We start from the raw sequence: 11332 nt of genomic DNA on the forward strand, positions 1-11332 counted from the left end.
CTGGCTCCACACACCGACACCGGACAGATCCACGGCGCCCTCCCTCCCGGTCGTGGCGCACGGTCGGGGGGGGCCGCCCCCCCGCCCGCACGCGTCCTGGTTGATGCCCGCTGACCTGCGCAGACTCGGTGGAGAACAAGTCCTGGCTCCACCGGGGAGCCGGGACGCGGAATCGGGAGGCACATCCATGACAGGACGGCGGCTCGCCGGCAGGGTCGCGCTGATCACCGGCGCGACCGGCGGCATCGGCACCGCGACGGCCGAGCTCTTCGCCCGCGAGGGCGCCCGGCTGGTGATCACCGACATCGCCGAGGCGCCCCTGCGGGACCTGGCCCGCCGCGTCCGGGCCCGCGGCGCCGAGGTCGTCGAAGCGCGCCTGGACGTCTCGTCCGCGCGGGAGTGGGACGAGGTGATCGCCCTCGTGCGCGACCGCTTCGGGACGCTGGACGTGCTGGTGAACCTCGCCGGCATCGTGGACTGGCCTGGCATCGAGGACACGCGCGAGGACGCCTGGGACCGCGTGATCGACGTCAACCAGAAGGGCACCTGGCTCGGCATGAAGGCGGCGATGCCGCTCCTGCGCGAGAGCGGCAACGCGTCGGTCGTCAACACCTCGTCGGTGCTCGGCCTGGTGGGGAGCGGCGCCGCCGCGGCCTACCAGGCGTCCAAGGGCGCGGTCCGGCTGCTGAGCAAGACCGCCGCGGTCGAGTACGCGCGGCAGGGGGTGCGGGTCAACTCGGTGCATCCCGGCGTCGTCGCGACGCCGATGATCCAGGACGTCCTGGACGAGCAGGGCGACCGGCAGCCGGACATCCGGCGCACCCCGATGCGGCGGGCCGGCCGCGCCGACGAGATCGCGCCCGCCTTCCTCTTCCTGGCCTGCGACGACTCGTCGTTCGTCACCGGCTCGGAACTCGTGGTCGACGGCGGGCTCACCGCGCACTGAGCGGCAGGCCGCCGATCGGAACGCGGGGCACCGCGTCCTCGCGTCCGCCCCTGACACCCGACAGCGGTGAATCGAAGGAAGGCACAATGGCATCTGCGAATCCGTCCACCGGGACCGCCGAGTTCGCCGGCAGGATCGCCCTGGTCACCGGGGCGGCGCGCGGCGTCGGCCGGGAGACCGTCCGGCTGCTGCACGGCCGAGGCGCGCGGCTCGTCGCGGTCGACCGGCGGCCCGAGGTCGACGAACTGGCCGAGGAGTTCCCCGGCGTCCGGCCCCTGGTCCGGGACGTCACCGACGAGACCGCCGCGCGCGACGCGGTACGGGAGGCCGTCGGCGCCTTCGGCGGGCTCGACATCCTGGTCAACAACGCCGGACGCACCCTCAACAAGCCGATCACCGACACGACGGCGCGGGACTGGGACGCGGTGATGGCCGTCAACGCCCGGGCGTCGTTCCTCTTCGCGCGCGAGGCGTTCCGCGCGATGCGCGACCGAGGAGGCGGGGCGATCGTGAGCACCGGGTCCTACGCCGGCACCGTCGCGCTGCCCGACGGTGCCGCCTACAGCGCGTCCAAGGGCGCCCTGGCTCAGCTGACCAAGGTCCTCGCCGTCGAGGGCGGACCGCTGGGCATCCGGGCGAACATCGTGGCGGCGGGGGTCATCGAAACCGACTTCCTCGACGCCTTCCGCCCCGACAGCCGGGAGTACCTGGCCTCGTTCGCCGGCGCCCAGCCCCTCGGCCGGGTCGCGCAGCCCGAGGAGATCGCCGAAGTGCTCTGCTTCCTGGCATCGCCGCGCTCCGGTTTCGTCACCGGGGCGGTGGTCGCGGCCGACGGCGGCTTCACCGCGATCTGACGTGCGGGAGGCGCCTACGCGGGACGCGCGAGCCTGGCCGCCAGCTCCCGGACCTGTTCGGGACGCGGGTTGGCGCCGGTCAGCACCGTCGCCACCCGGTCGCCGGCGACCGCGCCCTCGGCGATCGCCGCCAGGCCCGCCGCCCCCGCCGGTTCCAGGAGGATCCCGAGCGTGCGCGCCGCCAGTTCCATAGCCGCGGCGATGGCCTCGTCGGTCACCAGGACGATCTCGTCCACCAGGGCGCGGGCCCGTCGCACCGCGGCCTCCAGTGGTGCGCGCACCGCGATGCCGTCGGCGAACGTGCCGACGTGGTCGAGACGGACCGCGCGGCCGGCGCGCAGGCTCTCCAGCATGGAGGGGGCGCCTTCGGCGTTGACCCCGACGATCCGGGTGGCGGGCGCGTGCTCTTTCATCCAGCGCGCCACGCCGTTGATCAGCGCGCCGTCGCCGACCGGGAGCACGACGGCGTCGAAGCCCCGGCCGCGCGGCGCGCCCTTGGTCAGCTCGACTCCGATCGTCCCGGCGCCCTCGGCGATCGCGGCTTGCAGACCGTCCTGCAGGTAGACGCGGTCGGGACGGCGTTCGGCGTGGTCGGCTGCGGCCTTCCGCGCCGCCGCGCCGTCCGCCCCCGCCGCGACGACCCGGGCGCCGAAGGTCTCCATCCGCTCCCGCTTGGCGGGGTTGACCGTCTCGGGCACGAACACCTCGACCGGTATCCCGCGGGCCCGTCCCGCGTAGGCGACGGCCTGGCCGAAGTTGCCCGAGCTGGCGCACACCACCGGGGTGCCGGGGGCGAGCGTGCTCAGCATCAGATCGGCGCCCCGGCCCTTGAAGCTGCGCACCGGGTTGGCCGTCTCCAGCTTCACCGTCACCGCCCGGCCGCCCAGCGCCCGGCACAGCTGCTCGTCGAGGTACTGCGGGGTGTCGAGGAACACCGGATCGATCACCCGTACCGCCTTCTCGATCCGTGCGGTGTCCAGGTCCATGCTCGTCGCCTTCCCTCGGAGGCCTGCGGACCCGGCCGACGCTATTCGAACTCATGATCGATGCGATTGAGAGAATTCGCACCGCCACGCAATAATCTTGCGTGCCCGAATCACCGCCCCCGCGCCTGGACGAGATCGACGCCCTGCTGCTGGACCTGCTCCAGCACGACGCCGGGCGCACCCTGCACGACCTCGGCGACCAGATCGGGCTCTCCCCCAGCGCCGTCCAGCGGCGGATCGCCCGCTACCGCAAGGACGGCCTCATCAGCAGGCAGGTCGCCGTCCTCGACCCGCACCGCCTCGGCCCCACCGTCCTTGCCACGGTCCTGGTGACCCTCGACAGGGAGTCCTTCGAGCACCACCGCGCCTTCGCCGACCGAATGCACTCCGACCCGCAGGTCCAGCAGTGCTACCGGGTCGCGGGGCCATGGGACTACGTCGTCGTCCTGGCCGCGCGGAGCATGCGCGACTGCGGCCGCCTCGGTGACCGCCTCTTCAAGGCCGACGACAACATCAGGCGCTACGAGACCCTCGTCGTCTTCGACACCGTCAAGACCGGCCTTGCTCTTCCACTTCCCGCGCCACGGCCCTAGACGGCCGGCCATGAGCGGGAACGGTCCCGTCAGCCGAGGGTGTCGAGGAACTCCTTGACGGCGGCGGCGAAACCGTCCGGGTCAGTGGTGTGGGCGAAGTGGTCGCCGTCCAACTGGGCGAGGCGGGTGCCGGGACGCCGGGCGACGATCTCGCGGCCTTCCTCGGGGGTGATGACCTGGCTGCCGCGGGCGTGCACGAACAGCGCGGGACAGGCGGTGGCGGTCCAGTCGGCCCAGTGGTCGCCGTGGGTGCCCTGCTCTGAGGCGATGGTGTCCTGCGGGTGGAACGGCAGCCGCCAGCCGCCGTCGGCGGTGGGACGCAGCTTGTCGCCGAGCATCGGGGCCAGCGGGCCGATGGCGTCCAGGAGCGCCTGCCGGTCGTGGGCGGTGTACGGCATCGACAGCACGAACGACAGTGCGCTCGGCCCCTCGTCGAGGTCGCAGACCGGGCCCTCGACGTTGACGATCGCCGGAACCCGCTCGGGGTGCCGGGCGGCGATCTGGAAGGCGGTGATGCCGCCGCCGGAGTGGCCGAGCGTCACCGCCTCCTCGATCCCCAGGTGGTCCAGCAGGGCGACCGCGTCGGCGACGTAGTCCTCGCGGGTGTAGGTGGCGGCCCGGTCGGAGTCGCCGTGCCCGCGCTGGTCCGGCGCGATGACCCGCCACTGCGGCGCCAGCGCCTGGGCCAGCCGCTCCCACGTCTCGCCCTCGTAGAGGTGGCCGTGCAGGGCCAGCAGCGGACGGCCCGTCCCGCCGAAGTCCCGGTAGGACAGCCGGCGGCCGTCGATGAAGAACTCGCCGCGGGTACCGGTGACGCTGATGCCGTTCATGATCCAACCTCCGTGGGGTGTATTGCCTCGATGAACAGCACTCTGTCGGCGGCCGCTGACCGGCGGCGCACCGGCCGCTGACGGCCCTCCCTCCTCTTCGGTGCGCGGCCGGCACGACGCACTGGGTTGCCTCGCGTCACCCGGCCTCGCGACCGAGCGCGCTGAAGCGGTTACGCGAGCTCACCGGCACCGTCCTCGGTCACCTTGGCCGTCGTGCCCGCCGATCCTCGCGGTCCGGCGAACGGCGTGATGGTGACCAGGGAGACCACGATGCCGAGCAGGTACAGCCCGACGGCGACCTTGAAGCCCGCGGTGTAGCCGTGGACCAGCGCGTCCGACGGGGCCGTGCCCTTCGCCGCGTGCCGCGTCGTCGTGACCGCGACGGTCGCCAGCCCCGCCAGTCCCAGCGCGCCGCCGATCTGCGAGCCGGCGGTGAGCAGCGCGGAGCCGATGCCGGCCTCGGAGCCGTCGATTCCGCGGACGCCGATTCCGGTGGCGACGACGGTGGTGGCGCCCAGGCCCAGGCCGGTGACCAGCGACGCCGGCATCACCATCGCGTAGACGCTCGAGTGCGCCGTCAGGAAGGCGAACCACGCGGTGCCCGCGGCGGCGAGCGCCAGGGCGAGCGACAGCGCCGCCTTCTCCGAGGTGCGGGCGAGCAGCTGGGGGCCGACGCCGCCGGCCGCGATGCCGAACCCCACCGCGAGCGGCAGATACGTCAGGCCGGTCCGCAGCGCGGAGTAGCCCAGCACCTGCTGCATGTACAGGGTCAGGAAGAAGTACGTGGCGAAGCTGCCCGTCGACATCAGCAGGGTGACGATGTTCGCGCCGACCCGGCCGCGGTCGCCGACCACCTCGCGCGGGACCATCGGCGCGCGGACGGTGCGCTGGACGGCCACGAAGGCGGCCAGCAGCACGGCGGAGGCGATCAGGCAGCCGACGACCGTCGCGTCGCTCCAGCCGTGGTCGCCGACCCTGTCCACCGCGTACACCAGCGAGCCGGCGCCGAGGGTGGCGGTGACCGCCCCGGGGATGTCGATCCTGCCCCGCTCGGCGGGCTCGCCCTCGTCCAGGGCGCCGACGCCGAGCAGGACCCCGATGATGACCGGGACGTTCACCAGCAGCACCCAGCGCCAGCTGGCATAGGTGGTCAGCACGCCGCCCAGCACCAGGCCCATGACCGAGGCGAGCCCGGTCATCCCCCCGTACAGGCCGAGGGCCCTGGCGCGGGGCCTGCCTTCGGGGAAGGTGGCGACCAGCAGCGACAGCGCGCCGGGGGTGGCGATCGCCGCTCCGATGCCCTGGACGGCGCGGAAGGCGATCAGGGCCCCGCCGGTGGGCGCCAGCCCGCCGAGCAGCGAGGCCGCGCCGAACAGCACCAGGCCGGTCCTGAAGACCCGCTTGCGGCCGTAGACGTCGCCGACCCGCCCGGCGACGAGCATCAGCCCGCCGAACGTCAGCGAGTACGCGTTGACCACCCAGTTCAGGTCGGCCGGGGAGATCTTCAGCGAGCTCTGGATGCTCGGGAGGGCGACGATCATGATCGTGCCGTCGAGCACGACGAGGAACCGCGCGAAGGCGATGACCCACGTCGCGACGCCGAGCCGGCGGTTCGGGACCGGATCCGCGACCGCCGCGGTCGCGTTACCGGTCATCGGTGCCGGTCGTGACGCGGCCGACCTGGGGAAGTCGGTCGTCGGCGGCCGAGGCGGGCGCGAGCCGCGTGACGGCGTCGGGCATGGCGCCGACGGTGAACACCTGGACGGACGAGCCGACGGTGACGGCGGCGAAGGACGCGACGGGCGGCACATGGTCGGGGAGCGGGATGGTGTGCGCCCCCGCGTCGAGCCGGCCGTGGAAGACGAGTTCCGATGCGCTCTTGGGCTCAGGGGGGACGAAGGACGTGCCCCACCATGCCTCGACGGCGACGGTGGCGGAATCGTCGAGCGTGAGCCGCACCGAGCGCTGCGCGGCGTCGTAGACGGCTCGGCCGCTTTCGGGGGTTCCGGCCGATGTGGCGGCTTGGACCTGGGCGGCGATGAGGCCGGCGATCCCGGCGAGGCCCTGGATGAAGGTCACGTCCGGGTTGCGCGCGGAAACGGCCTCGCGCAGGTGTCCTTTCGCGTCGGCGGGGACCATGCCGCCGAAGACCACGATGTCGATGTCGGCGGCATCGTAGTCGTCGAGGACCTTGTCGAACCGGTTCGTGGCGTCCGCGGAATAGCCCTTGGCTCGCAGGATGTCGACGGCGGCGAGGAGCACGCTGGGACTGCGGCCTATGACGAGAACGCGGCCGGGCTCGTTCTTCGGCGAAGTGTTCACGGTCAGATCTCCCTGGCGACGGAATTCGGGACGGTCGGCGGTCCGGCGACACGCCCCACCTGTGTTGGTGTGGCCAACATAGCGAGTGTTGGCTCAACCCACAACTGTTAGGCTTGCCGGGTGCCCATGACCCATCACGACCCCGGCAGCACTCCGGCCCGGCTCGAAGGACGCGCGACCTGGCTGGTCAGCCGAGCGCACAACCGCGCATCGGGCCTGCTCGGCGCCGGTTTCGAGGCCCATGGCGACGGACTGCGCAGCTACCACTACCGGCTCCTCGCCGCCCTGGAGGAGTGGGGGCCCCAGAGTCAGGCCGACCTCGGCCGCCGGACCGGGATCGATCGCAGCGACGTGACCGCCGCCATGACCAGGCTCGAGTCGAGCAACCTGGTCGAGCGCGCGGCCGACCCCGCCCACAAGCGGCGGAACATCGTCACGATCACACCGGCGGGCCTCGAACGGCTCCTCGAACTCGACAAGGTCATCGACGGCATTCAGGACGAATTCCTCGCACCCCTGACGGCCGCCCAACGGCGCCAATTCATCGCCCTGCTGTCACGACTCCTCGACGCGGAGCACTGAGCCTTTCAGGGTGTTCTGGTCTCGCGGATTCGCGCGTATCAACGGCCTGGCCGTGCTTCAGCAGGCGGATGGTGGAACGGGCCGTGCGGCGGCCCGCCGGAACTCCAGCCGCAGTGACGAGTCGCGCGGTATGAGGAACGCGGTGCCGCCGTCGGGCCGCCATGTGGCGGGCAGCAGGAAGTACTGGTCGCCGGAGCGGATCACCAGCTTGAGGCCGTCGTAGCGGTACCGGAAGGCCGACTCGGGTCCCTCGCAGCGCGTCTCCCGCACACCCGGCGCGCTCATGCTCAGCCCGTGCAGGCTGTAGATGACGACGTCGGGGTAGGTGGCGAGACGGTCGACGAGCCGGTGCGCGCGCCACGTCCCGACGGCGGCCGAATAGTCCGTCGCGGCCCAGAAGAGGCTGACCGCCACGAGGGTGTAGACGATCGTCCACTGCACGGCCGCCTCCTGGAACGCGCCCGCCCGCCCGGCGACCGGCCCGCCCCACTGGTATCCCGCGTAGGCCACCAGGACCACCCCGCCCGCGAGGCCGAGCGGCGCCGCGTCAAGATGCGCGCTGAGCGGCGTCCGGACCACGAGGCTGAGCGCGCCGACAGCGCCCAGCACGAGCCCGGTCAGCGCCACGCACCCCAGCAGGACGACGGGGACGCGCGGCCCGAACCGGGTGGCGACGCGTCCGCGCAGCAGGAGGTGCGCCCACACCGCGACCAGCCCGGCCAGCGCGCCGACCGTCAGCGGGACGTACAGCGCGTCGACGCTGTAGATGAGGTAGTCCACGGTCGTGAAGTTCAGGGCGTTGGCGTTCACCCCGAAGTACTGGAAGAACCAGTTCACGTCGTTCCAGCCGAAGTAGTACAGCAGCGCGGAGGCCAGCGCCGTCGGCGCCACGACCGACCGGAGGACGTCGCCGAACCTCCGCAGCCCCGACGTGTAGGCGCTCTCGTTCGCCGCGGCGCCGGACTCCCCCTCCGTCCCGGACGCCGGCGGGGCGGACGCGGGCGACCGGGCGGGTGGAGACGGCCGAGGCGGCGCCGGTGGCGGCCGCTCTCCGGGCGGTGCCGCCGTGTGCTCGGCGCCGGCCGTCAAGAGGACGCCTCGGGCACGGGCGACCCGCCGTCCGGCGGCGGGCTCTCCGGTTCCGGCGACCCGGGATCCGGCGGCCCGGGATCGGGCGATCCGCCGTCGAGGCACGGCCCGTCCCCCGTCACGATGACGATCGTCTGGCCCCGCCGGAGGGGCGCGCCCTCGGCCGGGTCCAGGTGGTCGCCGAGGCAGAGGGTCTTGTCGGGGTTGCCGAGGTCCTCATGGTGGATCTCCACGTCGACGCATGGCGGGGTCCACCCGTGGCTCCGGCAGATGGGGGCCAGTTGCGCCAGGAGCACCTCCCGGATGTTCTCAGGTGCTCTCTGGCTGACCGGCGGGTTGTCCAGCTCCGGGACGCGCATCGGGCTGCCGGGAGCCTCGCCGCCGTCTCCGTTGCCCGCGCCCGGACCGCCGGGGCCGCCCGCCCCCGGCCCGTGGCCGCCCGGCTGCGAACCGCCCACCGATCCCCCGCCTGCCCCGCTCGCACCTCGCGAGCCGTGGTCGCCGCCCCCGCACGCGGCGCACGCCAGGCACAGCGCCAGCGCGGCCGCCGGCAACCGCTGCCGATACCACCCGGACATGCCTTCCGACCTCCCTTGATGGACGGCGCGTTCCCCAGCGCGCCGGTCGCCCTGTCGGCGGCGGGCCATCGCCGCCTCGCGTGAGGCAAGCATGGGTGTGGCGGTCCCGATGCGCATGAGTAGCGGACTACTCGTCTTCCGGCCGGATCGGGCCGTCGCAGGCCCCCGCCGGGCGCGAACGGCCGAAGCCGGTCAGTGTCCAAGGTGCTCCCCTGCGTGACGCGTGGGTACTGTCCCGCCTATGTGGCGCGGGTGGCCGCTCACCGGGCGCGACGAGGAACTGCGGTACATCACCGGCGTTCTGGAGGCGCGCGAAGGGCCCGCCGGAGTGGTGGTGGCGGGCCCTCCCGGCGTCGGCAAGACGCGGCTCGCGCGCGAGGCCCTGGCGGCGGCGGAGCGGCGCGGTGCCGCCGTCCGCTGGGCCGCCGCGTCGAACGCCGCGAGGACGCTCCCGCTCGGCGCGTTCACCGCCCTGCTCGGCGAGACCGGCGGCGATCCCGCGGAGCTGGTGCGCCGGGCGACGGACGTCCTGGCGGGTGCGGGCCCGGGAGGCGCGGTCGTCGGCGTCGACGACGCCCATCTGCTGGACGACCTGTCAGCGTTCGTCGTCCAGCAGCTGGTGCTGAGGCGCACGGCGCGGGGCGTGCTCACGCTGCGCGCCGGGGAGCCGGCTCCGGACGTGGTCACCGCGCTGTGGAAGGACGGGCACCTGACCCGGCTGGAGCTGCGGCCGCTCCCCTCGACGCGGACGGCGCGGCTGCTGGAGGCGGTCCTCGGCGGTCCCGTGGACAGCCGGGACGCGGCGCGGCTGTGGACGGTCACCCAGGGGAACGCGCTCTACCTGCGGCACCTGGTCGACGGTGAGGTGGACGCCGGCACGCTGCGCGAGGTGGACGGGGTGTGGCGGTGGCGGTCCGGGCCCGCGCTGCCGCCCGGCCTGACGGACCTGATCAGGGCCCGGATGGGGCGGCTCACCGCGGCGCAGCGCGACGTCCTGGACGCGCTGGCGTTCGGGGAGCCGCTCGGCGTGCCGCTGCTGGCGCGGCTGACCGACCCGGCGGCGGTCGAGGACGCGGAGGCGCGCGGGCTGGTCGAGGTCCGCGCGGACGGCCGCCGCCAGCAGGCGCGGCTGGCGCATCCGCTGTACGGGGAGGTGGAACGGGCGTCATGCGGGCGGCTACGCGCGCGCCGGTGGCGCGGCCGCATCGCCCGGGCACTGGCGGGCACCGGGGCGCGCCGGGCGGACGACACGCTCCGCCGCGCCGTGCTCATGCTCGACTCCGACCTTCCCCACGACGCGGACGTCCTCGCCGCCGCTGCGGGCACCGCGCTGGAAATGCTGGACTTCGCGCTGGCGGCCCGGCTCGCGGCGGCGGCCGTGCGGGCGGGCGGCGGGCCGGCGGTGCGGCTCGTCCTCGGCTACGCGCTCACATGGTCCGGCAACGGCGCCGAGGCCGAGGAGGAACTGGCCGCGCTGGAGGCGCTCGCGGGCGACGACGCCGAGCGCGTCCGGGCGACGCTGCCGCGGGCCGGGAACCTGTTCTGGACTCTGGCCCGCCCGGACGACGCGCAGGCGGTGCTCGCCGAGGCGGAGGCGGCCGTCCGCGACCCGGCCGCGCGCGACGCGCTGACCGCGATGCGCTCGGTCTTCGACGCGTTCCTCGCCCGCCCCGGGAGGTCCGCCGCCGCGGCGCGCGCCGTCATGGCGTCGGCGTCGTCCCCGGAGGCGGTGACGCTCGCCGGGTGGGGGCTGGCCGCGGCGTGCTGCGGGCTCGGCCGCCTCGACGGCCTCGGCGAGGCCATGGCCAGGATCGAGGCGCTGGCCGTCTCCTACAGCACCGGCCAGGTACGGATCGGCGGGTTCGACGCGTGGGTGCGGGCGCTGCGGCTCGCCGGCCGGCTGCACGACGCCGAGGACGCGGCGCGGCGGTTCCACGAGGCGGCGCGGGCCGTTCCCGGCGCCGGGTACCTGTTCGCCGGCGGCGCCTACGCCGAGGTGATGCGCGACCGCGGGCAGGTGAGGAGCGCCGTGCGGCTGCTGCGGGAGGCGGTCGCCGGAATCGAGGGCGCCGACCCCGGCGGCTGGGCGTTCTGCCTGCCGCTGCGGCTGGCGCCCGCGCTCGCGATGACGGGCGACGCGCCCGAGGCGAGGCGGGCGCTGGAGCGGGCCCGGGCCGCCGAGCACCCGTCGCTGGTGTTCATGGCGCCGGACGTCCTGCTGGCCGAGGCGTGGGTGGCGGCGGCCGAGGGCGCGGTCAGCGAGGCCGCCGCGACCGCCCGGCGGGCGGCCGTGCTCGCCGCGTCGCAGGGGCAGCCCGCGCTGGAGGTCTCGGCGCTGCACACCGCCGCCCGTTTCGGTGACGCCGGCGTCGCGGGGCGCCTCGCCGAGCTGGCCTCCGAGGTGGACGGCCCGCTCGCGCCCGCCGCCGCCGCGCACGCCGGCGGCCTGTGGGACGGTGACGCCGCCGCCCTGGAGGACGCGTCGGCCCGGCTGGAACGCCTCGGCGCGGTGCTCGCCGCCGCCGACGCGGCCGCGCACGCCGCCGCCTGCC

11 protein-coding genes are annotated in these 11332 nt (G+C 74.5%); 5 read left to right on the plus strand and 6 right to left on the minus strand.

All coding sequences use genetic code 11. From position 1 onward, the window contains the following. Positions 1-187 precede the first annotated feature (187 nt). Both ABT299_RS42025 and ABT299_RS42030 read left to right on the plus strand, forming a co-directional pair. The gene (locus tag ABT299_RS42025) at positions 188-946 is read left to right on the plus strand and encodes an SDR family NAD(P)-dependent oxidoreductase (RefSeq protein ID WP_190861363.1); all 759 of its coding nucleotides are present in this window, start codon (positions 188-190) and stop codon (positions 944-946) included. Between the two features lie 86 nt (positions 947-1032). Further along, positions 1033-1800 (plus strand): SDR family NAD(P)-dependent oxidoreductase, encoded by a 768-nt coding sequence (locus ABT299_RS42030; protein WP_190861361.1) that lies wholly within the window; start codon positions 1033-1035, stop codon positions 1798-1800. 14 nt (positions 1801-1814) lie between these two features. Here the strand turns inward: ABT299_RS42030 and ABT299_RS42035 are convergent, their stop codons facing one another. Then, positions 1815-2786 carry a threonine ammonia-lyase gene (locus tag ABT299_RS42035; RefSeq protein ID WP_500254167.1) on the minus strand — a complete coding sequence of 324 codons (972 nt, stop codon included), beginning with the start codon at positions 2784-2786 and terminating at the stop codon, positions 1815-1817. 101 nt (positions 2787-2887) lie between these two features. On the opposite strand from ABT299_RS42035, the gene ABT299_RS42040 reads away from it, so the two are divergent. After that, positions 2888-3379 (plus strand): Lrp/AsnC family transcriptional regulator, encoded by a 492-nt coding sequence (locus ABT299_RS42040; RefSeq protein ID WP_500254168.1) that lies wholly within the window; start codon positions 2888-2890, stop codon positions 3377-3379. Between the two features lie 29 nt (positions 3380-3408). On the opposite strand, the gene ABT299_RS42045 is transcribed toward ABT299_RS42040, so the two are convergent. The 3 genes from ABT299_RS42045 to ABT299_RS42055 form a co-directional block, all read right to left on the minus strand. Next, complete coding sequence (locus ABT299_RS42045; RefSeq protein ID WP_500254169.1) at positions 3409-4209, minus strand: alpha/beta fold hydrolase; 801 nt, start codon at positions 4207-4209, stop codon at positions 3409-3411. Positions 4210-4379: 170 nt separating this feature from the next. Next, positions 4380-5864, minus strand: coding sequence for an MFS transporter (locus ABT299_RS42050; protein WP_387031517.1), 1485 nt, complete (start codon positions 5862-5864; stop codon positions 4380-4382). After that, positions 5854-6531: a hypothetical protein gene (locus ABT299_RS42055; RefSeq protein ID WP_500254170.1), complete on the minus strand. Its 678-nt coding sequence runs from the start codon at positions 6529-6531 to the stop codon at positions 5854-5856. The genes ABT299_RS42050 and ABT299_RS42055 overlap by 11 nt, the downstream gene beginning before the upstream one ends. Positions 6532-6657: 126 nt before the next feature. On the opposite strand from ABT299_RS42055, the gene ABT299_RS42060 reads away from it, so the two are divergent. Further along, positions 6658-7113 carry a MarR family winged helix-turn-helix transcriptional regulator gene (locus ABT299_RS42060; protein WP_387031620.1) on the plus strand — a complete coding sequence of 152 codons (456 nt, stop codon included), beginning with the start codon at positions 6658-6660 and terminating at the stop codon, positions 7111-7113. 57 nt (positions 7114-7170) lie between these two features. Here ABT299_RS42060 and ABT299_RS42065 read toward each other — a convergent pair whose 3' ends face one another. Together ABT299_RS42065 and ABT299_RS42070 are read right to left on the minus strand one after the other, a co-directional pair. Then, a complete protein-coding gene (locus ABT299_RS42065; RefSeq protein ID WP_500254171.1) occupies positions 7171-8202 on the minus strand; it encodes a hypothetical protein in 1032 nt (343 codons plus the stop codon). Then, positions 8199-8780: a hypothetical protein gene (locus ABT299_RS42070; protein WP_500254172.1), complete on the minus strand. Its 582-nt coding sequence runs from the start codon at positions 8778-8780 to the stop codon at positions 8199-8201. Before ABT299_RS42070 ends, ABT299_RS42065 begins: the two co-directional genes overlap by 4 nt. Before the next feature lie 241 nt (positions 8781-9021). Between ABT299_RS42070 and ABT299_RS42075 the strand changes: the two genes are divergently transcribed. Continuing rightward, positions 9022-11332, plus strand: a 2311-nt coding sequence (locus tag ABT299_RS42075) for an AAA family ATPase (RefSeq protein ID WP_500254173.1), incomplete at its 3' end; no start/stop codon positions are given.

This window comes from Spirillospora sp. NPDC000708 (assembly GCF_040299565.1).
Taxonomy (GTDB): Bacteria; Actinomycetota; Actinomycetes; order Streptosporangiales; family Streptosporangiaceae; genus Spirillospora.

What these genes read in the sequence shown, in the direction of transcription:
- ABT299_RS42045 (WP_500254169.1), bottom strand. Translation starts at nt 4,209, where the DNA reads ATGAACGGCATCAGCGTCACCGGTACCCGCGGCGAGTTCTTCATCGAC.
- ABT299_RS42060 (WP_387031620.1), top strand. Translation starts at nt 6,658, where the DNA reads ATGACCCATCACGACCCCGGCAGCACTCCGGCCCGGCTCGAAGGACGC.
- ABT299_RS42035 (WP_500254167.1), bottom strand. Translation starts at nt 2,786, where the DNA reads ATGGACCTGGACACCGCACGGATCGAGAAGGCGGTACGGGTGATCGAT.
- ABT299_RS42070 (WP_500254172.1), bottom strand. Translation starts at nt 8,780, where the DNA reads ATGTCCGGGTGGTATCGGCAGCGGTTGCCGGCGGCCGCGCTGGCGCTG.
- ABT299_RS42050 (WP_387031517.1), bottom strand. Translation starts at nt 5,864, where the DNA reads ATGACCGGTAACGCGACCGCGGCGGTCGCGGATCCGGTCCCGAACCGC.
- ABT299_RS42025 (WP_190861363.1), top strand. Translation starts at nt 188, where the DNA reads ATGACAGGACGGCGGCTCGCCGGCAGGGTCGCGCTGATCACCGGCGCG.
- ABT299_RS42030 (WP_190861361.1), top strand. Translation starts at nt 1,033, where the DNA reads ATGGCATCTGCGAATCCGTCCACCGGGACCGCCGAGTTCGCCGGCAGG.